The sequence below is a fragment of the Skermanella rosea genome (assembly GCF_016806835.2).
Classification (GTDB): domain Bacteria; phylum Pseudomonadota; class Alphaproteobacteria; order Azospirillales; family Azospirillaceae; genus Skermanella; species Skermanella rosea.
The window spans coordinates 5062229-5087261 of record NZ_CP086111.1 but is presented as its reverse complement, the minus strand read 5'-3'; the positions used below and the strand labels follow the sequence as shown (position 1 = coordinate 5087261).

At 68.1% G+C, this 25033-nt stretch carries 23 protein-coding genes and 1 other RNA gene; 12 read left to right on the top strand and 12 right to left on the bottom strand.

The features are described 5' to 3' along the window. Window positions 1-61: 61 nt before the first annotated feature. From truA to ffs, 9 genes are all read right to left on the bottom strand, one after another. Entirely contained in the window at window positions 62-820 is a 759-nt protein-coding gene (gene truA / locus JL101_RS23740; protein ID WP_203098029.1) for a tRNA pseudouridine(38-40) synthase TruA, read from the bottom strand. Then, the gene (fmt, locus tag JL101_RS23735) at window positions 817-1752 is read right to left on the bottom strand and encodes a methionyl-tRNA formyltransferase (protein WP_203098028.1); all 936 of its coding nucleotides are present in this window, start codon (window positions 1750-1752) and stop codon (window positions 817-819) included. The genes truA and fmt overlap by 4 nt, the downstream gene beginning before the upstream one ends. Before the next feature lie 21 nt (window positions 1753-1773). Further along, a complete protein-coding gene (locus tag JL101_RS23730; RefSeq protein WP_203098027.1) occupies window positions 1774-2601 on the bottom strand; it encodes a class I SAM-dependent methyltransferase in 828 nt (275 codons plus the stop codon). 2 nt (window positions 2602-2603) lie between these two features. Beyond that, window positions 2604-3122, bottom strand: coding sequence for a peptide deformylase (gene def, locus JL101_RS23725; protein ID WP_203098026.1), 519 nt, complete (start codon window positions 3120-3122; stop codon window positions 2604-2606). Between the two features lie 88 nt (window positions 3123-3210). Next, complete coding sequence (rmuC, locus tag JL101_RS23720) at window positions 3211-4614, bottom strand: DNA recombination protein RmuC (RefSeq protein WP_203098025.1); 1404 nt, start codon at window positions 4612-4614, stop codon at window positions 3211-3213. An 84-nt stretch (window positions 4615-4698) separates the two neighbouring features. After that, window positions 4699-5292 (bottom strand): recombination mediator RecR, encoded by a 594-nt coding sequence (gene recR, locus JL101_RS23715; RefSeq protein WP_203098024.1) that lies wholly within the window; start codon window positions 5290-5292, stop codon window positions 4699-4701. 202 nt (window positions 5293-5494) lie between these two features. Further along, window positions 5495-5818, bottom strand: coding sequence for a YbaB/EbfC family nucleoid-associated protein (locus JL101_RS23710; protein WP_203098023.1), 324 nt, complete (start codon window positions 5816-5818; stop codon window positions 5495-5497). Between the two features lie 3 nt (window positions 5819-5821). Then, complete coding sequence (locus JL101_RS23705; protein WP_407697351.1) at window positions 5822-7711, bottom strand: DNA polymerase III subunit gamma/tau; 1890 nt, start codon at window positions 7709-7711, stop codon at window positions 5822-5824. 118 nt (window positions 7712-7829) lie between these two features. After that, window positions 7830-7927: signal recognition particle sRNA small type (ffs, locus tag JL101_RS23700), an RNA gene on the bottom strand. 143 nt (window positions 7928-8070) lie between these two features. On the opposite strand from ffs, the gene nudC reads away from it, so the two are divergent. Beyond that, entirely contained in the window at window positions 8071-8979 is a 909-nt protein-coding gene (gene nudC / locus JL101_RS23695; protein WP_203098022.1) for an NAD(+) diphosphatase, read from the top strand. A 15-nt stretch (window positions 8980-8994) separates the two neighbouring features. Here nudC and JL101_RS23690 read toward each other — a convergent pair whose 3' ends face one another. Then, the gene (locus JL101_RS23690) at window positions 8995-9861 is read right to left on the bottom strand and encodes a prephenate dehydratase (RefSeq protein WP_203098021.1); all 867 of its coding nucleotides are present in this window, start codon (window positions 9859-9861) and stop codon (window positions 8995-8997) included. A 40-nt stretch (window positions 9862-9901) separates the two neighbouring features. Beyond that, window positions 9902-10666: a 3-deoxy-manno-octulosonate cytidylyltransferase gene (locus JL101_RS23685; protein WP_228435113.1), complete on the bottom strand. Its 765-nt coding sequence runs from the start codon at window positions 10664-10666 to the stop codon at window positions 9902-9904. A 241-nt stretch (window positions 10667-10907) separates the two neighbouring features. On the opposite strand from JL101_RS23685, the gene JL101_RS23680 reads away from it, so the two are divergent. The 10 genes from JL101_RS23680 (at window position 10908) to JL101_RS23635 (ending at window position 22889) form a co-directional block, all read left to right on the top strand. Continuing rightward, window positions 10908-11447, top strand: coding sequence for a c-type cytochrome (locus JL101_RS23680; protein WP_203098019.1), 540 nt, complete (start codon window positions 10908-10910; stop codon window positions 11445-11447). Between the two features lie 42 nt (window positions 11448-11489). Beyond that, window positions 11490-12305, top strand: coding sequence for a histidinol-phosphatase (gene hisN / locus JL101_RS23675; protein WP_203098018.1), 816 nt, complete (start codon window positions 11490-11492; stop codon window positions 12303-12305). 129 nt (window positions 12306-12434) lie between these two features. After that, the gene (locus JL101_RS23670) at window positions 12435-13094 is read left to right on the top strand and encodes a hypothetical protein (protein ID WP_203098017.1); all 660 of its coding nucleotides are present in this window, start codon (window positions 12435-12437) and stop codon (window positions 13092-13094) included. Between the two features lie 383 nt (window positions 13095-13477). Next, window positions 13478-15286 (top strand): extracellular solute-binding protein, encoded by a 1809-nt coding sequence (locus JL101_RS23665; RefSeq protein ID WP_203098016.1) that lies wholly within the window; start codon window positions 13478-13480, stop codon window positions 15284-15286. 111 nt (window positions 15287-15397) lie between these two features. After that, window positions 15398-17242 (top strand): extracellular solute-binding protein, encoded by a 1845-nt coding sequence (locus tag JL101_RS23660; RefSeq protein ID WP_203098015.1) that lies wholly within the window; start codon window positions 15398-15400, stop codon window positions 17240-17242. A 37-nt stretch (window positions 17243-17279) separates the two neighbouring features. Beyond that, complete coding sequence (locus tag JL101_RS23655; RefSeq protein WP_203098014.1) at window positions 17280-18389, top strand: microcin C ABC transporter permease YejB; 1110 nt, start codon at window positions 17280-17282, stop codon at window positions 18387-18389. After that, a complete protein-coding gene (locus JL101_RS23650) occupies window positions 18389-19537 on the top strand; it encodes an ABC transporter permease (protein ID WP_211111155.1) in 1149 nt (382 codons plus the stop codon). Before JL101_RS23655 ends, JL101_RS23650 begins: the two co-directional genes overlap by 1 nt. Before the next feature lie 19 nt (window positions 19538-19556). Then, entirely contained in the window at window positions 19557-21182 is a 1626-nt protein-coding gene (locus tag JL101_RS23645) for an ABC transporter ATP-binding protein (protein WP_203098013.1), read from the top strand. Further along, window positions 21179-21613: an RDD family protein gene (locus JL101_RS23640; RefSeq protein WP_203098011.1), complete on the top strand. Its 435-nt coding sequence runs from the start codon at window positions 21179-21181 to the stop codon at window positions 21611-21613. Before JL101_RS23645 ends, JL101_RS23640 begins: the two co-directional genes overlap by 4 nt. A gap of 76 nt (window positions 21614-21689) precedes the next feature. Beyond that, complete coding sequence (locus tag JL101_RS23635) at window positions 21690-22889, top strand: pentapeptide repeat-containing protein (protein WP_203098010.1); 1200 nt, start codon at window positions 21690-21692, stop codon at window positions 22887-22889. A gap of 31 nt (window positions 22890-22920) precedes the next feature. Here JL101_RS23635 and JL101_RS23630 read toward each other — a convergent pair whose 3' ends face one another. After that, window positions 22921-23919, bottom strand: a complete 999-nt coding sequence (locus tag JL101_RS23630) for an Rpn family recombination-promoting nuclease/putative transposase (RefSeq protein ID WP_203098008.1) — start codon at window positions 23917-23919, stop codon at window positions 22921-22923. A 187-nt stretch (window positions 23920-24106) separates the two neighbouring features. On the opposite strand from JL101_RS23630, the gene JL101_RS23625 reads away from it, so the two are divergent. Beyond that, window positions 24107-25033 carry a 2-hydroxyacid dehydrogenase gene (locus tag JL101_RS23625; protein WP_203098006.1) on the top strand — a complete coding sequence of 309 codons (927 nt, stop codon included), beginning with the start codon at window positions 24107-24109 and terminating at the stop codon, window positions 25031-25033.

Genomic DNA, 25033 nt, shown 5'->3' with positions numbered 1-25033 from the left:
ATAAAGAAAGACGTTACCGATCTGGAGTCGTCAGGTCGAGCGGAACGCCGTACATGGCCGATCATCCCACTCGCCGATCGGTATCGTACACCACATCGGTGAAATAAAGCCCGTCCGGCGGCGCCGTGGGGCCGCCTTTCGAGCGGTCGCGCGCTTCGAGCGCGGTGCGGACGCGTTCGACCGGCCAGCGGCCTTCGCCGACCAGCACCAGGGTGCCGGTGATGTTGCGGATCTGGTGGTGCAGGAAGGAGCGGGCGCGGGCGGTGATGCGGATCTCGGGGCCGGTGCGGGTCACGGTCAGCACGTCGAGGGTCTTCACCGGGGATTTCGCCTGGCACAGGCTGGCGCGGAAGGTCGTGAAGTCGTGGCGGCCGATCAGGATCCCGGCGGCCGCGTCCATGGCCTCGGCGTCCAGGGGGCGGCCGATCTGCCAGGCGCGGCCGTCGTCCAGGGCCAGCGGAGCCCGCCGGTTGACGATGCGGTAGACATAGCCGCGCTCGACGGCGGACATTCTGGCGTGGAAATCGTCCGGGACCGGTTCGGCGTCGAGCACCGCGATAGGGGCCGGGCGCAGGTGGAAGTTCAGCCCGTCGCGGACCGCGCGTTCGGTCAGGGGCTTGGCCAGGTCGAAATGGGCCACCTGTCCCAGCGCATGTACGCCCGCGTCCGTACGGCCGGCGCCGTGGACGCGTACGGTTTCGCCCGACAGCTTCTCGACGGCTTCCTCCAGGGATTGCTGGATCGAGGGACCGTTGTCCTGGCGCTGCCAGCCGACGAGTCCCCGGCCGTCATACTCGACGGTGATCTTCCAGCGGCTCATGGCGCCGTCAGCACGGTCCCGACCGGCAGCTGGAAACCGCGCAGGAAGGCGTCGCCGTCCACCGCCGCCTTGCCGGGTCGCTGCACGCGGGTCAGGCGGACGGCGCCTTCCGTGCAGGCCACTGTCAGGCGATCGTCCAACAGGGTGCCCGGGGCGGCGCCGGACGGATTGCCGGCCGCTTCGGCGCCCAGCACCTTGATCCGTTCCTTGCCCAGGTCGAACCACACGCCGGGCCAGGGATTGAGTGCCCGGACTTGGCGCTCCGTCTCGGCGGCCGGACGGCTCCAGTCGAGCCTGCCGTCCTCGCGGGTCAGCTTGGCGGCATAGGTGACGCCTACCTCCGGCTGCGGGACCGGCGTCAGGCTCCCGGCGGCCACGCCGTCCAGGGCCTTCACGATCAGGTCGGCGCCCAGGACGGCCAGCGCGTCGTGCAGCTTGACGGCGGTCGTCCGTTCCGTGATCGGAACGGTGCCCTTCAGCAGCATCGGCCCGGTGTCCAGGCCGGCATCCATCCGCATGATGGTGACGCCGGTCTCGGAGTCTCCCGCCAGGAGAGCGCGGTGGATCGGGGCGGCGCCGCGCCAGCGCGGCAGCAGGGAGGCGTGGATGTTCAGGCAGCCGAGGCGCGGCGCGTCCAGGATCGGCTGCGGCAGGATCAGCCCGTAGGCGGCGACCACGGCGCAGTCCAGGTCGAGGGCGGCGAAGTCGGCCTGGGCCTCGACGTTGCGGAGCGACTTCGGCGTCCGGACCGGGATGCCGCGCTCCTCCGCCAGCACATGGACCGGCGAGCGCTGCATCTGGTGGCCGCGACCGGCGGGCCGGGGCGGCTGGCTGTAGACGCAGGCGATCTCGTGGCCGGCGTCGATCAGGGCGCGGAGGCCGACCGCCGCGAACTCGGGCGTGCCCATGAAGGCGATGCGGAGAGGGGTCATGTCCGGGTCCTCGAACTCGGGTCAGCGAAGGGGCGGCTTCTGGAACACGGCGACCATGCGCCAGGCTTCCTCCGGATCGTCGATCGCGACATCCAGGTCCAGTCCGCCGAACCAGGCGACCGCCTCCAGGCATCCGCTCGCCCGCGCCAGCGCGTCCAGTTCCTGCACCGTGAAACGGCGCTGGAAAGCCTTGTCCCGGATCACCTGCTTGCGCCCGCCTTCCCAGATGGTCAGCGTCGTGGTCACCTGGGCGACCTGGCTGACGGGATCGAAGCTGTCGCCCGGCGATCCCCAGCGCACCCGAACCCGCGTGCCGTCGCGGGTGACCTCCCAGCCGTCCTCGGTCGCGTCGTCGATGTTGAACAGCTCGCGCGGGTGGGGCAACTCGACGATCAGCACGCCGCCGGGGGCCAGCGCCTCGGAGACCCGTTGCAGGCACGAAATGACGGCGCTGTTGGTCAGCAGGCAGGCGGCCGAGCCCAGCAGGAGCAGCGCCATATCGACCGGCCGGTCCAGCGCGAAGCCGGTCATGTCGCCCTCCTGGTAGGCGATCTCGACCCCGGCTGCCTCGGCCTTTTCGGCGCCGTAACGGACCATGGCCGGCTCGCGGTCGAGCGCTACCGCCCGGAGCCCGCGCTCCGCCAGCTCGATCGCGTGGTTCGCCGGCCCCGCCGCCAGTTCGAGCACGCTTTCCGGGGCGCGGCCCAGGTGCCGGGCCGCGGCGGCGGTCAGGAAGTCGCATTCCTGCGCGAAGTCGCGATAGGCGAAGGCGATGTCGTAGTAGCGCGCGGCACCGTAGATGCGGCCGTGCTGCGACTGGCCGGGCGGCGTTTCGGAAGTATCGGCCAACGTCAGACGGTTTCCTGCGACCGCTTCTGTTTCTGGAGCTTGCGCAGGATCATGTTGCGCTTCAGCAGCGACAGGTGATCGATGAACAGCACGCCGTTCAGGTGGTCGATCTCGTGCTGGATGCAGGTCGCCAGCAGGTTGTCGGCGTCCAGCTCCCTCACCTCGCCGTCGCGGTCCAGGTAGCGCAGGCGCACCTGCTTCGGGCGCGTCACGTCGGCGTAATGGTCGGGCAGGGAGAGGCAGCCCTCGTTATGGACCGACTTCTCGTCCGACTGCCACAGGATCTCGGGGTTTGCCATGGCGAAGGGCTGGGGCTTCTCCTCCTTCTCCGCCACGTCCACCACGATGACCCGCTTCAGGACGCCGATCTGGGGGGCTGCCAGGCCGATGCCGGGCGCCTTGTACATGGTCTCCAGCATGTCGTCCATCAGGGTGGCGATGGAGCCGTCGATAGTCTCGACCGGCTTCGCCTTGGTCTTGAGGACGGGATCGGGCGCGATGATGATGGGGCGGATGGCCATGGAGCCCTGTAGCGAATTCGGTCTATTGCGGGATGACTGTTGCAGATATGATTTCCGGGGCCGTGCGTCAAGCCGCAAGCTGGACTGTTCAGGGCAGCCGGGCGGGCAGCCGCCATTCCTGGGCCTGGAGGCTGCGCGGCGCTTGGTCGAGCGGCTGAAGCTCGGGCAGTTCCGCGTTGTTCGGCGCCACGTGGAGGTCGCGGAACCGCCGGGCGCTGACCAGCACGCGGGTCTCCAGCGTGCCGACCGCGCCGTTGTAGCAGTCCACCGCCTTGCCGAGCTGGCTGCCCAGCCGGTCCATGTGGCCGCCCAGGTCGCCCAGGCGCTTGTACAGCTCCGCGCCCAGGTCGCTGATCTCCCGCGCGTTGCGGGCCAGGTGCTCCTGCCGCCAGCCGTAGGCGACGGCGCGCAGCAACGCTATCAGCGTGGTCGGCGTCGCCAGGATCACGCCGTTGTCGATGCCTGCCTCGATCAGGCCGGGGTCATGCTCCAGGGCGGCGCTGAAGAAGTTCTCGCCGGGAAGGAACAGCACGACGAACTCCGGCGAGGCGGCGAACTGGTCCCAGTAGGCCTTGCCGCCCAGCTGCTTCATGTGCTCCCGCACGTGGCGGGCATGGCGGACCAGGGCGTCGCGCCGGCCGGCGTCCTCGGACGAGCCGGTCGCGTCGAGATAGGCTTCGACCGGGGCCTTGGCGTCCACCACGATGGTCTTGTTGCCCGGCAGCTTGACGACCATGTCGGGGCGCAGCTTGTTGCCCTGGTCGCCGGTCACCGTCTGCTGCTCGAAGAAGTCGCAATGGTCGACCATGCCGGCCATCTCGACCACCCGCTTCAGCTGGATCTCGCCCCAGCGGCCGCGCGCGACGGGGGAGCGCAGCGCCCGGACGAGGTTGGCGGTCTCACCGCGCAGTTCGCGCTGGCTGTCCAGCAGCGAGAGAACCTGCTGCTTCAGTCCTTCATAGGCGCCGATCCGCTCCTTCTCCAGCGTCTGGATCTGGCCGTCCATCTTCTCCAGCGACTGGCGCACCGGCGCTACCAGGTCGGAGATCGCCGCCTGCCGCTGCTCCAGGTCGCCGCGGGCACTCTCCTGGAAGCGCTCCAGGGTGGTGCGGGCGAGGTCGAGGAAGCTCTGGTTGTTGCTGCGTAGCGCCTCCGCCGACAAGGCCTTGAAGGCGTCGGACAGCTTCGCTTCGGCCCGCTCCAGCAGGGCTATCTTCTCGGCCGAGGCCAGCCGTTCCTGCTCCAGCCGGGTCTGGAGCTGGGCGTGGCCGGTCTGGGCGCGCCCGAGTTCACCGCGGAGCGCCGAGAGCGCCCGGTCCCGCTCCGCCAGATCGGCCCGCAGGTCGTCGTTCTGGCGCAGCGCGAAATCCGCCTCCGCCGCAAGCCGGCCGGCCTCCGCCTGGCCGATGCCGCCGCTGCGCAACAGCAGGACGATGCCGGCTCCGAAGACGAAGCCCAGGATCAGCGACAGCACGTCGAGCGCGAACGGCATCAGTTCTCCTTCCACCAGGTAACCGGATGCTACCGGATCGGGCGGGGAAAGAGAACAGGGGAAGAACGGTCCGGCCGGAGGCCGTCAGAACGGGCGCCGGGACCGGAGTGCCGCGGTCAGCGTTCCGTCGTCCAGGTAGTCAAGCTCGCCGCCCACAGGCACGCCGTGGGCCAGCCGCGATACCGTCACGTCGCAATCGGCCAGCCGGTCGGTTATGTAGTGGGCGGTCGTCTGGCCTTCGACCGTGGCGTTCATCGCCAGGATCACTTCGGTCACCTCCGGCCGGCGGGCGCGGTTGATCAGGCTGGTGACGTTGAGGTCGTCGGGGCCGATGCCTTCCAGCGCCGACAGGGTGCCGCCCAGCACATGGTAGAGGCCCTTGAAGGAGCCGGTGCGCTCCAGCGCCCACAGGTCGCCGACCTCCTCCACCACGCAGATCAGGGCGCCGTCCCGCCTTGGATCGGCGCAGACGGAGCAGGGGTCGCGGGTGTCGAGGTTGCCGCACACCGAGCATGTCTTGATGGCGTCGGCCGCCTCGTGCATGGCATCGGCCAGCGGGCCCAGCAGGCTTTCGCGCCGCTTGATCAGGTGCAGCGCCGCCCGCCGCGCGGATCGCGGCCCCAGCCCGGGCAGCTTGGCCAGGAGCTGGATCAGGCGGTCGATCTCGGAACTGCTCAAATTCGCTCCCTGGCTTTGCAGGAGGATTGCGCTCTCCCGTCATAGCCGGGCTTGACCCGGCTATCTCCCGGCGGGAACGGGCTCGTCTGAACGCCCGGAGATGACCGGGTCAAGCCCGGTCATGACGAAAAGGAGGTCGTTGCCAGTGGTCCGGCCACGATGAAGAGGAAGGCCGGCGCGACCGGGGAGGCCGCCCTTCCGCTCAGAACGGCAGCTTCATGCCCGGGGGAAGCTTCATGCCGCCCATCAGCTTCTGGGTCTCCTCGGCGACGTGCTGCTCGACCTTCAGCTTGGCGTCGTTGAAGGCGGCGACGATCAGGTCCTCGATCACCTCGATGTCGTCGGGATCGACCACGGACTTGTCCAGCTTCAGCTTCTTCATCTCGCCCTTGCCGTTGAGCGTGACGTTGACCATCCCGGCGCCGGACTGGCCGGTGACTTCGACCTCGGCCAGCGCTTCCTGCATCTGCTGCATGCGGGTCTGCATTTCCTGGGCCTGCTTCATCATTTGGCCGAGATTCTTCATGGCTTAAAATTCTCCTATGTCGTCCAGGTCGGACGGGGCTTCCTCGTAGAAATCGGTCTCAAGGGCGTCTTCCGCAAGCGCCTCGTCGGAGGTGGGTTCAGGTTCCGCCAGATCGCGCACTTCGGATATCTCGGCACCGGGGAAGATGTCGAGCACCGCGCGCACCACCGGATGCCGGGCCGCCTCCTCCCGCGCCTGGGTCTTGGCATTGCGGTCCTGCTCGCTCAGCGTCGGCTCGCCGGGCGCGCCGGAGATCGTGACCATCCAGCGCCGGCCGGTCCATTCCGTCAGCAGCTTGCCGACCCGGCCGGAAAGCTCCGCCATGGCGCGGTCCTTCGGGCGGATTTCCAGCCGGCCCGGCTCGCACCGGACGCAGTGGACGCTGCTGTAGAGCTGGCCGTACAGCGAGCCCTCGCGCATCTCGCCGAACAGGGCTACCACCTCGCGGAAGGTCTTCGGCTCCGGCAGCGGCTCCGCCTCTCCGGCCTGTTCCGAAGGGGCCTGCTCGGGGGCGGCGTGGGCCGTCGCGGCGGTTTCGACGGCCGGCTGGGCGGAGCCGGCCTGGACCCGGGGCGGGGCGGAATGGGCAACCGCCAGGGCCGGGCCGTTCGCCCGGGCGCCGCCACCCCCGCCACTGGCCCCTGCACCCCCGTTGCCGCCCGCCGGCCCGCCCGACGCGGCGCCGCCCTGGAGCTGGCGGATGAGGTCGGCCGGGTTGGGCAGGTCGGCGGAATAGGCCAAGCGCACGAGCACCATCTCGGCCGCGTCGAAGGGCACCGGCGCGCTCTGCACCTCGCCCAGGCCCTTCAGCAGGATCTGCCAGGCCCGGGTCAGCGCGGGCATGCCCAGCTTGCCCGACAGCTCGCCGCCCCGGACCCGCTCCGTCTCCGGCGTGCCGGGGTCCGTCGCGGTCTCCGGCACCACCTTGAAGCGGGTCAGGAAATGGGTGAAATCCAGCAGGTCCTGGAGCACCACGACCGGGTCGGCGCCGCTGCGGTGCAGGTCGGACAGGATGTCCAGGGCCTCGCGCGGCTGCCCGGTCATCGCCGACTCGAACAGGTCGACCACGCGGGCGCGGTCGGCCAAGCCCAGCATGTCGCGGACCTGGACCGCGGTCAGCCGCTCGCCGCCGAGCGCTATGGCCTGGTCGAGCAGGCTCAGCCCGTCGCGCGCCGAGCCGTCGGCGGCCCGGGCGATCAGCGCCATGGCGTCCGGCTCGACCGTCACGCCTTCCGCCTCGGCGACGCGGTTGAAATGCTTCACCAGCGTCTGGCTGTCGATCCGGCGCAGGTCGAAGCGCTGGCAGCGCGACAGCACGGTGACCGGGACCTTGCGGATCTCGGTCGTGGCGAAGATGAACTTCACATGCTCTGGCGGCTCCTCCAGCGTCTTCAACAGGGCGTTGAAGGCGTTCTTGGTGAGCATGTGGACTTCGTCGATGATGTAGACCTTGTAGCGCGCCGACACCGGGCCGTAGCGAACGCCGTCGATGATCTCGCGGATGTCGTCCACGCCGGTCCGGCTGGCGGCGTCCATCTCCATCACGTCCACGTGCCGGTCGGCGGTGATGCTGCGGCAGTTGTCGCAGACGCCGCAGGGCGTGATGGTCGGCCCGCCGGTCCCGTCGGGGCCGGTGCAGTTCAGCGCGCGGGCGATGATCCGGGCGGTCGTGGTCTTGCCCACCCCGCGCACGCCGGTCAGCATGAAGGCATGGGCCAGGCGGCCCGAGCGGATGGCGTTGGTCAGCGTGCGGACCAGCGCCTCCTGGCCCACCAGTTCGGAGAAGTCGCGCGGACGGTATTTGCGCGCCAGGACCCGATAGGCCTTGCCGCCGGCTTCGGACGCGCCGTCGGCCGGCGCGGAGGTCAGGGGAGGGAGGATCTGGTCGGTCAACACGATACTCTGGCGTCGGGCAACGGCGTTGCGGCCAGTCTAATCCCCGACGGCGGCTTGTCGAAGCGGAAAGACGAACCGGCGCGGAGTGTCGGATGATGCGGGGGAAATAAATGGGGTGGGAGGCTGGACGAACGACCCGAGCCGAAACTCGTTACGGCTGCTTCCTTCCGGACCTGACCGGGTTGGCGAGGGACTCGTCCGCCGCCAACCTCCCGACGCCTATATGGCGCGCGGCGGCGCGCGGAGCAAGGGGAAACGCGCCGCCGCGCGCGCAGGGCACCGATCCGGGATGAACTCCCTTCCCGAAACGGGTCCGGTGTGCCACCTATAGGCCCATGCCAAACAAGCCTAGGCCCATGCCAAACAAGCCAAATTTCTACGCCGGCGGCGTGCTCGACAGGGTATCGGCGCAGCGCAAGGACCAGGACTGGATCGACGCCCTGTTCGCGGCGGCCGAGACCAGGATCGTGCCGATCTGGCGCGCCCAGAATTTCGTGGCCGAGGGGGCCGACCTGCCGCGGGCGGGGCTGCTTTCCCTGGCCGACCTGCCCGAAGGGGCGGAGACCATGCTGCTGGGACTGCTCGACGGTACGGCCTATTTCGCCGCCGACCTGTCCCACATCGAGGACCCGGCCGCCCATCCCAATCTTGCCGGCCGGGGCAGCTTCGCCGACCTGCGAAGCTTCGGCCCGCTGATGGCGCCGGAGGAAGGCAACATCCTGGCCTATGCCCGCGGCCTGACCTGGTGGCACGCCCGGCACCGTTTCTGCGGAGTCTGCGGCCATCCCACGGTCAGCGCCGATGCCGGCCATGTCCGCCGCTGCACCAATCCCGACTGCGCCACGCCGCACTTCCCGCGGACCGATCCCGCGGTGATCATGCTGGTCCATGACGGCGACCGCTGCCTGCTGGGCCGCCAGTCGCGCTTTCCGCCGGGGATGTATTCGACGCTGGCCGGGTTCGTCGAGCCGGGCGAGAGCCTGGAGGAGGCGGTCGCCCGCGAGGTGCTGGAGGAGACCGGCATCCGGGTGGGCGAGGTGACCTACCACTCGTCCCAGCCCTGGCCGTTCCCCTCGTCGCTGATGCTGGGCTTCCATGCCGAGGCGGTGAGCCGGGACATCAGCATCGACCAGGACGAGCTGGAGGACGCCGGCTGGTTCACCCGCGACGAGATCCTGACCACCTGGGGCGAGGGCGGAACCCACCGCCTGCCGCGGCCCGACTCGATCTCGCGCCGGCTGATCGAGGGCTGGCTGCACGGCTGAGGCTGCCGGGGTCCCTCAATCGTCGCCGTGGGCCTGGCTCTGCTCGCGGCGGAAGGGATGGGCCGGATAGACGCCCAGGATCTTCACCTCCCGGGCGAAGAACTCCAGCTCCTCCAGCGCCAGGCGCAGGGGGCGCTCCTCCGGATGGCCCTCGACGTCCACGTAGAACTGGGCGGCGGTGAAGCGGCCCTCGACCATGTAGCTTTCCAGCTTGGTCATGTTGACGCCGTTGGTCGCGAAACCGCCCATCGCCTTGTAGAGCGCCGCCGGCACGCTGCGGACCCGGAACACGAAGGTCGTCACCACCGGGCCGGAATGGGGCGCCGGATGGACCGGCTCCCGCGCCATGATCAGGAAGCGCGTGGTGTTGTGCTCGGCGTCCTCGATCCCCTGCTTCAGGGACTTCAGCCCGTAGATCTCGCCGGCCAGTTCCGACGCGATGGCGCACTCCGTGACGTCGCCGCGCTGGGCGATCTCGGCCGCGGCGCCGGCGGTGTCGGCATGGGTGATCTCGCGCAGGCCCAGCGCGCGGGTCACCTTGCGGCACTGGGACAGCGCCTGGATGTGGCTGCGCACCACCTTGATGGTGTCGAGCGTGGCACCCGGCGGCGCCAGCAGGTGGTGGTTCACCCGCTGGTAGTGCTCGCCGATGATGTGCAGCCCGCCCTGGGGCAGAAGGTGGTGGTTGTCGGCGACCCGGCCGGCGACCGAGTTCTCGACCGGGATCATGCCCAGCTCCGCCTCTCCCCCATGCACCGCGGCGAAGACGTCCTCGAAGGTGGCGCAGGGCAGCGTCTTCCGGTCGGGAAAGACGTTGCGGCAGGACAGGTCGGAGTAGGCGCCGGGCGAACCCTGGAAGGCGATCAGGCTGGATCTGGACATGGGACCGGAGAAAAAACGAGAACGGGGGAGGGGACCGGGATCAGCGCTTGAGGAGCACCCGGGCCCGGGCGAGGTCGGCCGGAGTATCGACGCCGAGCGGAACCGCGTCAACGACGGCCACGTCGATCCGCATGCCTGCGGCCAAGGCGCGCAACTGCTCCAGCCGCTCCTGCTGTTCCAGGTGCGACGGTGGCAGCGACACGAACCGGGCCAGGGCCGAGCGCCGGTAGGCGTAGAGGCCGATATGGTGCAGCAGCGGCGCCTCCCCGGTGGGGGCGGTGGCGCGGGTGAAATAGAGCGCCCGGCCGCGCCGGGCGCCCGGCGCCCGCTCGACCACCGCCTTGACCACGTTGGGATTGCCGCGCTCCGTCGCGTCCTCGATCTCCACCGCCAGCGTGCCGATGTCGACCCCGGGCTCGTCCAGCAGCGCGTAGGCGGCGCGGATCGTCTCGGGCGATATCGTCGGCAGGTCGCCCTGGACGTTGACCACCGCGTCGAACCTGCCTTCCGGGTCGAAGGACTGGAGCGCCTCGAAGATCCGGTCGGAGCCGGAGGGATGGTCCGGCCGGGTCAGCACGGCCTGGCCGCCGGCCTTCGTGACCGCATCGGCGATCTCGGCCTCGGCGCAGGCGACCAGGACCGGGCCGATGGCGGCCTCGGCGGCGCGGCGCCAGACATGGACGATCATCGGCTCGCCGTGGATGTCGGCCAGCGGCTTGCCGGGCAGACGCGTGGAGGCGAGTCGCGCGGGCACGATGACGACCGGGTTGCCCGGCGCCTCGTTCCGGGATCCGGGATTTTTCACGCCGCCATCACTTTGGGCGGGATTGTTCTGAGCAGGATTGGTTGGCATGGTGGCCATCTGCGACATTTGGGTTATAGCTGTGCGTGCGACATTTCGTCCCGAGGGTCAAGCCTCAAAGCGGCTGACCCCCGCGCCCCGGGACCCTATGTTGCGGACAAGGAAACAACAAGCCGCTGCGCGTGACAGCAGCCGGCCCGGCCGCTATCTTGCGGTGATTACAAGGGAATTGGGGACTCGCGGCATGTCGAGCATGGAATTCAACAAATTGTCCGGCGCCGTCCTGTTGGGCGGCCTGATCGCGATGATGTCCGGCTTCATCGCGGATGTACTGGTCGAGCCTGAGCATCTGGAACAGAACGCCTACGTCGTGGACACCAGTGCGGTCACCACGTCGGCCCCCGCCGAGGAAGGCCCGGCCGAGCCGGAGCCGATCGCCCCGCTGCTGGCCTCCGCCGACCCGGCTGCCGGCGAGCGCGCCGCGCGGGCCTGTGCCTCCTGCCACTCTTTCGAGAAGGGCGGCGCCGCCAAGGTCGGCCCCAACCTGTGGGGAGTCGTCGGCGGACCGCACGGCCATATGGAAGGCTTCGCCTACAGCTCCGCGATCAAGGACATGCCCGGCAACTGGGACTACGAGGCGCTGAACCATTTCCTGCTGAATCCCAAGCAGTATGCCCCCGGCACCAAGATGAACTTCGCGGGCATCAAGAAGCCCGAGGACCGGGCGAACCTGATCGCCTGGCTGCGCACCCAGGCCGACGAGCCGGCGCCGCTGCCGCAGTGACCATCTGACGCTTCACTCCCGTCCGACCGGATGACCAGAGACATGACGGCTTCATACAACACCGATCAACCGGTCACCCCGTCGGGCGGAACGGTGGATCTCGCGTGCCGCCTCGCCGATGCCGCCGGCACCGTGATCCGCAGGTATTTCCGAACCCCGTTCGCGGTCGACGACAAGCCGGACAGTTCGCCGGTCACCATTGCCGACCGCGAGGCCGAGGCGGCGATCCGATCGATCCTGGCCGCGGAGCGGCCGGACGACGGGATCATCGGGGAGGAGCACGGGACGACCAACCCCGATGCCGAGTGGCTGTGGGTGATCGACCCGATCGACGGCACGAAATCCTTCATCACCGGCCGCCCGACCTTCGGCACCCTGGTGGCGCTGCTCCACCGGGGCGTCCCCGTGCTGGGCGTGATCGACCAGCCGATCGTGGGCGACCGCTGGATCGGCGTCGAGGGGCGCCCGACCACGCTGAACGGCAAGGCCGCCCGGGTGCGGGCCTGCCCGACGCTGGGCCGGGCCACCCTGAACACCACGTCGCCCGACCTGTTCGGGCAGCACGACTTTACCGCCTTCCGCCGCGTCGCGGACGAGGTCAAGCTGACCATGTACGGCGGCGACTGCTACGCCTACGGGCTGCTGGCCGCCGGATTCGTCGACCTGGTGGTCGAGGCCGGGCTGAAGCTGTACGACTTCGCGGCCCTCGTCCCCGTGGTCCAGGGGGCCGGCGGGATCATGACGGACTGGACGGGAGCGCCGCTCGGCCCGGGTTCAGACGGCCGCGTGCTGGCCGCCGGTGATATTGCCGGCCATACGGAAGCGCTGCGGCGGCTGGGCGTTATGCCGTTCGGTTGATATCCCGGCAATCTTTTCGCTTTCCCCTGCCCATCCCCTATCGCCATCTGATAAGAGTCGAGTCCGCGCGGCCACGGACCGGCTGCGCCGCTCCCTCACCCTTGCGCTTGAGACCAGGGAATGTCTGCCATGCTGATCCCGAAACCAGCCCAGTCAGCTTACGAGAACGCCGACACGGACATCCGCGAGATGCTCGACCGGATGATCGCCGAACTTCAGGCCGCCCCCTCCTGGGAACAGCGCAGCACCCAATTCCTCGAGATCATCGACGCCCTGGAACTGGCGTTCGAGGGTGACGAGGATGCGGACGACGAGTACGACGACGGGGCCGACGGGCTGGATACGGCCGCCCTGGACGAAGACGATCTCGATGACGACGATGAGTTCGACGGCGACGAGTTCGATGACGAGGACGACGAATACGTGGAGGAGCAGGCCGCGGCCGACGGAAAGGTGAACGGCTGGCACGGCGACGACGTGGTTCCGGCCGACGACGGGGATGACGATGCCGTCGTGGTCGAGGAATTCGCCGACGTGCTGCCCTTCTATGTCGGCGCCGTCCTGGAGCGGCTGGGCGAGACCAAGATCGAGCGTCCCGAGCAGGCCGCCTTCTACCTGCTGTCGTGCCACCCCGAACATACCGAAGCGGCGCAGTCCTGGCTGGAGAAGGGCGCCAACATGAAGCGGTTCCAGAAGTTCGTGGACGAAACGCCCGATTACGAGGCGATCCTGGAGATGATGGACGACCGCTACGGCGAAGAGGACGACGACGAAGACGAGGACGAATGAGCCGGTGTCCGGTCCGGGATCGCCGGGTGAGTTCAAGAGGGTTTTGCGGTGGCGATCATGCTCCATATCGTCATGACCGGACTTGATCCACGACTGTCCGACACGGTGATTGCCCCATCAGGAAAAGTATTGGCCGTAGGCAGAAATACTCCCTTCCCGTCATGGCCGGACTTGATCCGGCCATCTTATCGCGGATTCCATCGGGGCTCCGTGGCCGGAGATGCCCGGATCAAGTCCGGGCATGACGACTTACAGAAGAAAACGCGGCCTTGTAAACTTCCTCTGGCTGATCTTGCGGGCACCGTGCCGGCAGTCGCGGAACGGGTCCGGCCAGGGTGCGGGCGCAGATCGGCCGCTCCGGAAAGCCATACGGGGGAGTCACGATGAGACACCTCTTCGCCGTTCCCATGCTGCTGCTCGTCCTGGCTTCCGCCGGCCATGCCGGGGACTCCGTCACCCGGACGCATGCGCTGGCTGAGTTCAGCACGCCGAAGTACGATGCCGGCTTCGCCCGTTTCGACTATGTCGATCCCGCGGCCCCGAAGGGCGGCGCCGTCGTCATGGCGGAGCCGGGAAGCTTCGACAGCCTGAATCCGATCATCCTGCGCGGGCAGGTGCCGCGCAGCCTCGACATCGTCTCGGAGACCCTGTTCACCGGGTCCGGCGACGAGTTGGACGTGGTCTACGGCCTGCTCGCCGAGAGCGCGGAATACCCGGCGGACAAGAGCTGGGTGGTGTTCAACCTGCGCCCGGAAGCCCGGTTCCATGACGGCCATCCGGTGACGGCCGCCGACTTCGTTTTCGGCTGGAAGGCCATCGAGCAGCATGGCCGGCCCTTCCTCAAGAGCTTCCTGGAGGATATCGCGGCGGTCGAGGCGCTGGACGAGCACCGCCTGAAGGTGAGCTTCAAGGGAAGCGGCGAGATGAAGCCGCTGATCCGCGCCGCCGGCATCCTGGCGCCGGTACCCGAGCACTGGTGGACGGCGGAGGGCCGCGACATTTCGAAGACGACCCTGGAGCCGCCTCTGACCAGCGGCCCCTACCGGGTCAAGGCGGTCGATCCCGGCCGGTCGGTCACCTACGAGCGGGTGCCCGACTATTGGGGCCGCGACCTGCCGGTCAATGTAGGGCAGAACAACTTCGACACCATCCGCAGCGACTTCTACCGCGACGACGACGTGATGTTCGAGGCGTTCAAGGGCGGTGCCTACGATTTCCGGCAGGAGAACCGCGCCCAGCGCTGGACCTCGGGCTACGACATTCCCCAGGTGAAGGACGGCAGGATCGAGAAGCGGGCGATCGCCAACGAGCGGCCGTTCGGCGCGCAGGGCATCCGGTTCAACATGCGCCGGCCGCAGTTCGCCGACCCCAGGGTGCGCCTTGCGCTGTCGTACCTCTACGACTTCGAGTGGCTCCAGAAGAACATCCTGTACGGCCAGTACCGCCGGGTGAAGAGCAATTTCCCGAACAGCGCCTTCGGCGCCGACGGGCCGCCGACGCCGGCCGAACTCGCCATCCTGGAGAAGTACCGGGGCCGCGTCCCGGAAGAGGTCTTCACCACCGCCTACGAGCCGCCGGTCACGGACGGGTCGGGCAACAACCGCGACAATGTCCGCAAGGCCATGGCGCTGTTCCGCGAGGCGGGCTTCCAGACCCGCGACAACAAGCTGGTCGACGCGAAGACCGGGCGGCAGCTTCGGATCGAGTTCCTGGACGACAGCCAGTCGATGGTCCGGGTGATGCAGCCCTATGTCACGGCGCTCCAGCGGGTCGGCATCGACGCGTCGATTCGGATCGTCGACAGCGCCCAGCACCAGGCACGGACGGACGATTTCGATTTCGACGCCGTGATGGTGTTCTTCAACTTCTTCCCGCCGCCGGGAACCGAGCAACGCAGCTATTTCGGGTCGGCCGCGGCCGACGTGAAGGGGTCGGCCAACTATGCCGGCATCAAGGACCCCGTCGTGGACGCGCTGATCGAGGAGGTCGTCGCGGCGAAGGACCTGGGGACCCTGCAGGCGACGTCGCGGGCGCTCGACCGGGTGCTGCTGTGGCAGCACGCCATGATCCCGCAATGGTACAACGACCAGACCTGGATCGCCTACTGGACCAAGTTCGGCTGGCCGGAGCGCAAGCCCCGTTACGAGGTGGGCTTCCCGTCGACCTGGTGGTCGAGGGAGGCCGCCCGTTGAGGCGTTTCGCCTTGATTAAGCCCGATTCGGCTGCAAAAGGCAGAAGTACGGGAATGCCGGAACGATTGTCACGCAACGATGCGGCCAAGCCGCGGGAGAGATGAGGGCCGGATGAAGAGACTGCTTGCCGCCGCCGTTTGCCTGGGAAGCCTGCTGCTGGGCGGGACCGCTCCCGTCCTGGCCCAGGATGCCGGAGGGAAGATCACCCGGACCTGGGCCATGGCCGAGTTCGGCGAACCGCTCTACGGCCCGGACATGCAACACTGGCCCTATGCCAACCCCGACGCGCCCAAGGGCGGCTCCGTCGTGCTGGGAGCCTTCGGCAGCTTCGACAGTCTCAACACCTATATCCTGCGCGGGAGCTGGCCGTCCGGCATCGGGCTGATCTCCGACAGCCTGATGACCGGATCGGGCGACGAGCTGTCCTCGGCCTACGGCCTGATCGCCGAATCAGCGGAATATCCCGAGGACAAGAGCTGGATCGTCTTCAACCTGCGGCCGGAGGCGCGCTGGCAGGACGGCCAGCCGATCACCGCCGACGACTTCAAGTTCGCCTTCGACACCATCAAGGAGCATGGGCGGCCGTTCCTCCAGAGCTTCTACGAGGATGTCAGCGGCGTCGAGGTGCTGGACCCGCGCCGGCTGAAGTTCACCTTCAAGACCCGCGACAGCATGAAGCCGCTCCTGACGGTCGCCGCCGCCTCCCCCTTGCCGCGGCACTGGTGGACGGCGGAGGGGCGCGACATCACCAAGACCACCCTGGAACCGATCCTGGGCAGCGGCGCCTACCGGATCAAGGCGATCGACGCGGGCCGCTCGATCACCTACGAGCGGGTGCCGGACTATTGGGCGGCGGACCTGCCGGTGAACCGGGGCCTGAACAACATCGACCAGATCCGGTACGACTATTACCTGGACGATACGGTGCTGGCGGAGGCCTTCATGTCCGGCCGGATCGATTTCCGGCAGGAGAACCGCGCCCAGCGCTGGAACCAGAGCTACGACGTGCCCGCCGTCAAGGACGGCAGCATGATCAAGCGGGTGGTGCCGGACCAGACGCCGCGGGGGACCCAGGGCTATATCTTCAACCTGCGCCGGCCACAGTTCCAGGACGTCCGGGTACGCGAGGCGATCACCCATCTCTATGACTTCGAGGCGATCCAGCGGACGCTGCTGTTCGGCGAGTACAAGCGCGTGAAGAGCTGGTTCCCCAACTCCGAGTTCGGCGCAAGCGGCCCGCCCGACCCGAAGGAGCTGTCGATCCTGGAGAAGTACAGGGACAAGGTCCGGCCGGAGGTGCTGACGAAAGCGTACGAGCCGCCGGTGACGGACGGGTCCGGCAACATCCGCGCCAACCTGCGGGAGGCGCTTCGCCTGTTCAAGGAAGCCGGCTGGGAGCTGAAAAACAACCGCCTCGTCAACGGGGCCGGCGAGCAGATGCGGATCGAGGTCCTGCTGGTCAGTCCGTCCCTCGTGCGCCTGACCGAGCCTTTCGTGCAGAACGCAAGGCGTGCCGGCATCGACGCCTCGATCCGCGTGGTGGATACCTCCCAGTACCAGGTGCGGATCGACGATTTCGATTACGACCTGCTGGCGGTCGCGCTGAACTTCTTCCCGCCGCCGGGCGCCGAGCAGCGCAGCTATTTCGGGTCGGCCGCCGCCGGGACCCGGGGCTCGGGCAACCTGGCTGGCATCAAGGACCCGGTCGTGGACGCGCTGATCGAGGAGCTGATCGCCGCCCGGGACCTGGAGACGCTGGCCGCAACCAACCGGGCGCTGGACCGGGTGCTGTCCTGGGGCTGGTACCAGATCCCGCAATGGTACAACGACGAGTCCTGGCTGGTTTACTGGAACAAGTTCGGCTATCCGGAGACGATGGCCAAATACACGATCGGCTTCCCCACCACCTGGTGGATCGATACCGGCAAGCAGGCCTCCGTCCGCTCGCCCGGCTGAAGCGGAATTCCAGAAAGCAGCGATTGAGGAGACGAGGATGCTGGCCTACATCGTCCGCCGCCTGCTGCTGATCATCCCGACCCTGCTCGGGATCATGGTGATCAACTTCCTGATCGTGCAGGCGGCTCCCGGCGGCCCGATCGAGCAGACGCTCGCCCAGCTCCAGGGGACGGGGGTGGATGCCACGGCGCGGATCGGCGGCACGTCGGGAGGCGGCGACCTGCCGCCCCAGGCCCAGCAGTCGGGCGGCGAGCAGGTCACCGGGCGCTACCGGGGCGCCCAGGGCCTGGACCCCGAGTTCATCAAGCAACTGGAGCGGCAGTTCGGCTTCGACAAGCCGCTGCACGAGCGCTTCCTGCAGATGATGACCAGCTACCTGACCTTCGATTTCGGCAGCAGCTACTTCCGGGACCAGCGGGTGATCGACCTGGTGATCGACAAGCTGCCGGTATCGATCTCGCTGGGGCTGTGGACCACGCTGATCACCTACCTGATCTCGATCCCGCTGGGTATCCGCAAGGCGGTGCGCGACGGGTCGAAGTTCGACATCTGGACCAGCGGGGTGGTCATCGTCGGCTACGCCATCCCCAGCTTCCTCTTCGCCGTGCTGCTGATCGTGCTGTTCGCAGGCGGACGCTACCTCGACTGGTTTCCGCTCCGCGGGCTGACCAGCGAGGGCTGGGACCTGATGCCCTGGTGGCAGCAGGTGCTGGACTATTTCTGGCACATCACCCTGCCGGTGCTGGCGCTGGTGATCGGCGGCTTCGCCGGCCTGACCATGCTGACCAAGAACAGCTTCATGGAGGAGGTCAACAAGCAGTACGTCATCACCGCGCGCGCCAAGGGGCTGGGCGAGGGGCGGGTGCTGTACGGCCACATCTTCCGCAACGCCATGCTGATCGTGATCGCCGGGTTCCCCGGAGCCTTCATCGGCATCCTGTTCACCGGGTCGCTGCTGATCGAGGTGATCTTCTCGCTGGACGGGCTGGGGCTGCTGGGCTTCGAGGCGGCGATCAACCGAGACTATCCCGTGATGTTCGCGACGCTCTACATCTTCACGCTGCTGGGGCTGCTGATGAACCTGATCGGCGACCTGACCTATGTCGCGGTCGATCCCCGCATCGATTTCGAAGCGAGGAGGACGTGATGGCCGACGCCAACGCCGTTCCCCCCGCCGCCCCGGCGGACCGCTTCCTCGGCATCCGGATCACGCCGATCACGCGGCGGCGCCTGCACAACTTCAAGGCCAACCGGCGGGGCTTCTGGTCCCTATGGATCTTCCTGATCCTGTTCACCCTGAGCCTGTTCGCCGAATTCATCGCCAACGACAAGCCGCTGCTGATCCGCTACGACGACGCGTTCTACATGCCGATCTTCACGGTCTATCCGGAGACCACGTTCGGCGGCGAGTTCGAGACCCAGGCCGACTACCGCGACCCGTTCGTGCGCGACCTGATCGACGAGAAGGGTTGGATGATCTGGCCGGTGATCCGCTACTCCTACCGGACCATCAATTACGACCTGACCGTCCCGGCCCCGGCGCCGCCGTCCTCCGAGAACTGGCTGGGCACCGACGACCAGGGGCGCGACGTGGTGGCGCGGCTGATCTACGGCTTCCGCATCTCGATCCTGTTCGGGCTGACGCTGACGATCTTCTCCTCGATCATCGGCATCGCGGCCGGTGCGGTGCAGGGCTATTTCGGCGGCACGACCGACCTGCTGTTCCAGCGCTTCATCGAGATCTGGTCGGGGCTGCCCACGCTCTACCTGCTGATCATCCTGGCCAGCGTGGTCGAGCCGAACTTCTGGTGGCTGCTGGGGCTGCTGCTGCTGTTCAACTGGATGAGCCTGGTCGGCGTCGTCCGGGCGGAGTTCCTGCGCGCCCGCAACTTCGACTATGTCAGGGCGGCCCGGGCGCTGGGCGCCGGCGACGTGCCGATCATGATCAAGCACGTGCTGCCCAACGCCATGGTGGCGACGCTGACCTTCATGCCCTTCATCCTGAACGGCTCGATCACTACGCTGACCGCGCTCGACTTCCTGGGCTTCGGCCTGCCGCCGGGCTCGCCGTCGCTGGGCGAGCTGCTCGCCCAGGGCAAGGCCAACCTACAGGCACCTTGGCTGGGCCTGACCGCCTTCTTCACGCTCGCCATCATGCTGAGCCTGCTGATCTTCATCGGCGAGGCGGTGCGCGACGCCTTCGATCCCCGGAAGTCGGTCGGCCCGTTGCCCCGCAAGGGCCTGACGGCCAAGCCGGCCGCGGCTGCGCCGGAGAAGAAGGCGGCGGCGGAATGAACAGAGGGAAACCATCAGCATGACCGACCTGCTCTCCGTCCGCGACCTGGCGGTCGATTTCCGGCTGTCGGGTGGCGAGGTCCGTGCCGTCCGGGGCGTGTCGTTCGACATCAAGGCGGGCGAGACCCTGGCGCTGGTCGGCGAGTCGGGGTCCGGCAAGTCGGTGACCGCCCTGTCGATCCTGCAGCTCCTGCCCTATCCCATGGCGGCGCACCCGGCCGGCAGCAGCATCCGCTTCAAGGGGACCGAGCTGGTCGGGGCGGAGGAGAAGACGCTTCGGGAGGTTCGTGGCGACCGCATCGCCATGATCTTCCAGGAGCCGATGACTTCCCTGAACCCGCTCCACACCATCGAAAAGCAGATCAACGAGACCTTGTTCCTGCACAAGGGGCTGACCCGCTCGGCCGCGCGGCGGCGGACGCTGGAACTGCTGCGCCTCGTCGGGCTGCCGGAAGCGGAGAAGCGGCTGGCGGCGTACCCCCACGAGCTTTCGGGCGGCCAGCGCCAGCGCGTCATGATCGCCATGGCGCTGGCCAACGAGCCGGACCTGCTGATCGCGGACGAGCCGACCACCGCGCTGGACGTGACGATCCAGGCCCAGATCCTGGAACTGCTGAAGGACCTCCAGCGCCGCTTCAACATGGCGCTGCTGCTGATCACCCACGATCTCGGCATCGTGCGCAAGATGGCGGATCAGGTCTGCGTCATGAACCAGGGCGAGATCGTCGAGAAGGGATCCAACGCGGAGCTGTTCGCGGGTCCGCGGCATCCTTATACCCAGCGGCTGCTGGCGGCGGAACCGAAGGGCAATCCGGCGCCGCCGCCGGAGAACGCGGCCGACGTGATGACGGCGCGGGACATCAAGGTCCATTTCCCGATCAGGAAGGGGCTGCTGCGCCGGACGGTCGATCACGTCCGGGCGGTGGACGGCATCAGCGTCACGGTGCGCGAGGGGCACACCGTCGGCGTGGTCGGCGAATCGGGGTCGGGCAAGACGACGCTGGGGCTCGCCCTGCTGCGCCTGCACGCCAGCCAGGGCGCCATCCGCTATGACGGCAAGGATATCCAGGGCTGGCAGGCCAAGCAGATGCGCCCCCTGCGGCGGGAGATGCAGGTGGTCTTCCAGGACCCCTACGGCAGCCTCAGCCCCCGCCTGTCGGTCGGCCAGATCATCGAGGAGGGGCTGAAGATCCACGGCATCGGCAGCAGGGCCGAGCGGGAGGCGATGATCGCCCGGTCGCTGGAGGAGGTCGGGCTCGACCCGGCGAGCCGCAACCGCTATCCGCACGAGTTCTCCGGCGGCCAGCGCCAGCGGATCGCGATCGCCCGCGCCATGGTGCTGAAGCCGCGATTCGTCGTCCTGGACGAGCCGACTTCGGCCCTGGACATGTCCGTCCAGGCTCAGATCGTCGACCTGCTCCGGGACTTGCAGGTGAAGCACAACCTGGCCTATCTCTTCATCAGCCATGACCTGAAAGTGGTAAGGGCCCTCTCCAACGAGGTGATCGTGATGAAGGACGGCAAGGTGGTCGAATCGGGTCCGACCCGGCAGATCTTCGAGGCGCCCCGGCAGGACTATACCCGCGCCCTCATCGCCGCGGCGCTGAACCTGGTCGCGGTCAAGACCTCCGACGTGCGGATGTGACGGGCGGGATCCGGTTCGCCGGCTTCTGGATCCGGGCCGCGGCGGCCCTGGTCGACGGCTTCGTCCTGGGGCTGGTGTCGGCTTTCATCGGCATCGTGGTCGTCTCCGCGATGCTGTGGATCGGCATCTGGGAGGGGACGGCCCAGGGTGTCGGGCAGGTGCTGAGCACGGTCGTGGCGATCGCCTACTATACCGGTTTCCATTCGTCCGAACGCCAGGCCACGCCGGGCAAGCGGGTGCTCGGCATCCATGTCATGACCCGCGACGGCGGCAGGCTGTCCCCGGCGCGGGCGCTGGGGCGGTACTTCGCGCTGATCCTGTCGGCGATCCCCTTCGGCCTGGGCTACCTGATGGCGGGCTGGACCAGGGACAAGACGGCCCTACACGACCTGGTCTGCTCGACCCGCGTCGTCTACGACGCGCCGGCCTGAATTATTATCTACTTAAGATTCTTGGCGGATAGTCTGTCGCATCCTACCGCCCCAGGCTGAGTGCCAGCAGCTCCCGATGTCCCCTCCGGCTACCGGCCACAGCGCCGCCTACATCGCCGAGCTGAAGAAGCGACTGAACTCCCACCGAAAGTGGGTGATCGGCACGCGCGGCGGCATGCAGGCCGACCTCAGCTTCTACGACATGTCGCAATTGCCGCTAGGCGGCGTCGTGCTGCGCAATGCCAAGCTGGTCGGGACCTCGTTCTCCCGCAGCAACCTGTCCCGGGCCGACCTGAAGGCCGCGGTGCTGATGATGGCGGAATTCGAGGGGGCGGATCTCAGCCAGGCCGACCTGCTCGGCGCGGACCTGCGCGGCGCCTGCTTCAACGGGGCCAACCTGGCGGAGGCGAACCTTGCGGGCGCGGACCTGCGCACCGGGTCGCTCGGCGCGGTCAGCACCAAGCAACAGGCCAGCGCCGGAACGCCGGTCAGCCGGCGCACCGAGCTGATGGACGCCAACCTGAACCGGGCGATCCTGGTCGGCTCCAACCTGGAGAACTGCGACCTGACCGGGGCGGAGCTGGTCGATGCCGACCTGTCCGGGGCCGACCTGACCGGCGCGATCCTGGTATCCACCGACCTGTCCGGTGCCACGCTGAAGAACACGACGCTGACCGGCGCCGTCTTGTCGGGCGCCTTGCTGGATCCCGACGCCGTCGCCCGCATGGCGCAGCAGGGCATCAACCCCGATGGCAATCTGGAGTCGCTGGGCGAGCGGCTGTTCGAGCTGCTGGCCCATCACCAGGAATGGCTGGACAGCGAAGGCCGGGCCGGGCAGCGGCTGGAGCTGGACCTGGCCGACCTGAGCGACGCGCCCCTGGGTGAGGTCGACCTGTCGGCAGCAAAGATCCAGCGCTGCAACCTGCGCAATGCCAACCTGGCCGGTTCCAACCTGATGATGGCCGACCTCAGCTACAGCAACCTGAGCGGTGCGGACCTGAGCGGCGCCAACCTTTCCGGGTGCGGCATGCGTCGGGTCAACCTGACCGGCGGGTCGCTGCGGGACAGCGTCCTGCTCAGCGTCCCGGTCGGCGACCTGCACCGTCCGTGGCCGACCAACCTGCAATATGCCAAGCTGAACGACTGCGACCTGCGCTGCCGCGCCGCAGCCGGCGTGATCCTCCGCCATGCCGACCTGACGGGAGCCCGGGTCAACATGGCGTTGATGAAGGGCAGCGACACCGGCGGGGCTAGGTTGCCGACGACCCGGGGGTGACAGGGAAGGGTGGCTGCCGGGGGGGCGTGTCTCAGTTCGCCCTGTGCTCGGCGAACACCTCGTCCAGGGTCGCGGCATCGAGGATGGTCTCGGCCCAGGCGTTCAGCTGGTCGTCGGAGGCGCCGGAAATGCGCTCTGCCCGGTCTTCCGGTACGGAGCCGAAGCGCCGCCTCAGCTGGCGCAACAGAATCTCAGCCTTACCTTCAGCCTTCCCTTCAGCTTTGCCCCTGGCTTCGCCGATCAGAATGCCTTCCGCCCTGAATTCATCAGCTATGGACATGAGCCTTGTCTCCTGGCCTGGAACGATTTCCCTCAGCGCATCCCGAAGTATCGCCGCTTCGACGGCGTTCGGCTCCGCCATAATGTAGCGCACCAGGGCGATCAGGTCATCAGGGCCGAGGGCGAGAGCGGCCCGTCCCAGCCTGACCAGCGTGTGGTGGAGGTCGCCGTCCCGGCTGCCGTGCTTCAGGATCAGCAGCCCGACCCGGAGCCTTTCCGCCTTCGACAATCCTCCGTCGTCGATCCGCCCCAGGTCCAGCAGGGAGTAGCGGAAGTCCAGCACATGGGGGCGCATAGCCTCGTCGCCGAGATCCAGGCCATCGGCGAAACTCAGCGGGATCCGCCATTCCGCCTCGCCATGATAGACGACCAGGGGGAAGATCGGAGGCAGCTTCCTGACCCTGCCGTCCGCGTCCCGGCCTTCGCGCCTGTCCCAGTCCTGCCAGATGCGTGTCTCGTAGCCGAGCAGTTGAAGGTCGATGCGCGGGTCCGGCGACGATTTGTGCTCCATCAGCACATAGATGAAGGCGGCACCGCCGGTCCGGGTGGTGACGCCGTAGAGCCGATCCGTCCGGTACTCCCGAAGCTCCTTGTCCACGAAGGTGCCGGGCAGGAGAACGGGATCGGCGGGTGAGATCAATTCGGCGACGGCCTTGGGCAGCCTCTCGCGGATCAGCGCGCCGGCGGTGCCGGGATGGTCCAGCAGATGCTTGAAGAACTGATCATGTCGCTGGATCAGACGGGATTGCATGATGTCGCGGCAGCCCGGCGCAGGAAATTCATGCGGGAGTAGTCGCACGCATGCCCGGCATCGGCGAGCCGAAAACCTTGAGGCCCCTGCGGCATAACCGACCGCGCCTCCCGCCCTTGCCGGACGGCGCGAGCTGTGCCAGGACTTTGCGCATCCATGATCGATCATATTCGAAGGGTTCTCGCCGATGGCTCTCCTGTTCCTGTCCCCGTCCGATGATCCGGCAGAATGGCTGCCGGAACTGAACCGGCAGATCCCTGGGCGGGAGATCAGGGTCTGGCCCGATGCCGGCGACCTGTCGGAGATCGACTATGCCCTGGCATGGCGGCCGCCGGCCGGGGTGCTCGGCCGGCTGCCGAACCTGAAGGTGATCTTCTCGCTGGGGGCGGGCGTGGACGGGGTGCTGAGCGATCCCGAACTGCCGGACAAGCCGCTGGTCCGCATGGTGGAGCCCGGCCTGACCGAGGGAATGACCGAGTATGTCGTCCTCCAGGTGCTCCATTGGCACCGCCAGACGGAGGCCTACCGGGCGCAGCAGGAGCGGCGGGAGTGGCGGCAGCTCGGCCAGAAACTGGCCCGCGAGCGCCGGGTCGGGGTGCTCGGCCTCGGCGTGCTGGGAGCCGACGCCGCCCGGGTCCTGAAAGAACTGCGCTTTGACGTCGCGGGCTGGAGCCGTTCGCCCAAGGACCTGCCCGGCGTCACCTGCTTCCACGGCGCCGCCGGATTGCCGGCGTTCCTGGCCCGGACCGAAATCCTGGTCTGCCTGCTGCCGCTCACGCCCGAGACCGCCGGCATCCTGAACTGGGAAACGCTGGCGGCGCTGCCGCGGGGGGCCTGCATCATCAATGTCGCCCGGGGCGGGCATGTGGACGAATCGGACCTGCTGGCCGAACTGGACAGCGGCCATATCGCCGGGGCCAGCCTCGACGTCTTCGCCGAGGAGCCGCTGGCGCCGGACCACCCGTTCTGGAGCCACCCGCGGGTGATCGTGACGCCCCACGTAGCCGCCGTCACCCACGCCCGCACGGCGGCCGGCCACATCGCCGAGCAGATCAGGAGGTTCGAGGCCGGACTGCCGCTCCAGGACGTGATCGACCGCGCGCGCGGCTACTGA

Excerpts from the sequence above, each read along its gene's own strand:
- truA (WP_203098029.1), bottom strand. The coding sequence starts at position 820 with ATGAGCCGCTGGAAGATCACCGTCGAGTATGACGGCCGGGGACTCGTC.
- fmt (WP_203098028.1), bottom strand. The coding sequence starts at position 1,752 with ATGACCCCTCTCCGCATCGCCTTCATGGGCACGCCCGAGTTCGCGGCG.
- def (WP_203098026.1), bottom strand. The coding sequence starts at position 3,122 with ATGGCCATCCGCCCCATCATCATCGCGCCCGATCCCGTCCTCAAGACC.
- rmuC (WP_203098025.1), bottom strand. The coding sequence starts at position 4,614 with ATGCCGTTCGCGCTCGACGTGCTGTCGCTGATCCTGGGCTTCGTCTTC.
- JL101_RS23710 (WP_203098023.1), bottom strand. The coding sequence starts at position 5,818 with ATGAAGAATCTCGGCCAAATGATGAAGCAGGCCCAGGAAATGCAGACC.
- nudC (WP_203098022.1), top strand. The coding sequence starts at position 8,071 with ATGCCAAACAAGCCAAATTTCTACGCCGGCGGCGTGCTCGACAGGGTA.
- JL101_RS23690 (WP_203098021.1), bottom strand. The coding sequence starts at position 9,861 with ATGTCCAGATCCAGCCTGATCGCCTTCCAGGGTTCGCCCGGCGCCTAC.
- JL101_RS23680 (WP_203098019.1), top strand. The coding sequence starts at position 10,908 with ATGTCGAGCATGGAATTCAACAAATTGTCCGGCGCCGTCCTGTTGGGC.
- hisN (WP_203098018.1), top strand. The coding sequence starts at position 11,490 with ATGACGGCTTCATACAACACCGATCAACCGGTCACCCCGTCGGGCGGA.
- JL101_RS23670 (WP_203098017.1), top strand. The coding sequence starts at position 12,435 with ATGCTGATCCCGAAACCAGCCCAGTCAGCTTACGAGAACGCCGACACG.
- JL101_RS23665 (WP_203098016.1), top strand. The coding sequence starts at position 13,478 with ATGAGACACCTCTTCGCCGTTCCCATGCTGCTGCTCGTCCTGGCTTCC.
- JL101_RS23660 (WP_203098015.1), top strand. The coding sequence starts at position 15,398 with ATGAAGAGACTGCTTGCCGCCGCCGTTTGCCTGGGAAGCCTGCTGCTG.
- JL101_RS23655 (WP_203098014.1), top strand. The coding sequence starts at position 17,280 with ATGCTGGCCTACATCGTCCGCCGCCTGCTGCTGATCATCCCGACCCTG.
- JL101_RS23650 (WP_211111155.1), top strand. The coding sequence starts at position 18,389 with ATGGCCGACGCCAACGCCGTTCCCCCCGCCGCCCCGGCGGACCGCTTC.
- JL101_RS23645 (WP_203098013.1), top strand. The coding sequence starts at position 19,557 with ATGACCGACCTGCTCTCCGTCCGCGACCTGGCGGTCGATTTCCGGCTG.
- JL101_RS23635 (WP_203098010.1), top strand. The coding sequence starts at position 21,690 with ATGTCCCCTCCGGCTACCGGCCACAGCGCCGCCTACATCGCCGAGCTG.
- JL101_RS23630 (WP_203098008.1), bottom strand. The coding sequence starts at position 23,919 with ATGCAATCCCGTCTGATCCAGCGACATGATCAGTTCTTCAAGCATCTG.
- JL101_RS23625 (WP_203098006.1), top strand. The coding sequence starts at position 24,107 with ATGGCTCTCCTGTTCCTGTCCCCGTCCGATGATCCGGCAGAATGGCTG.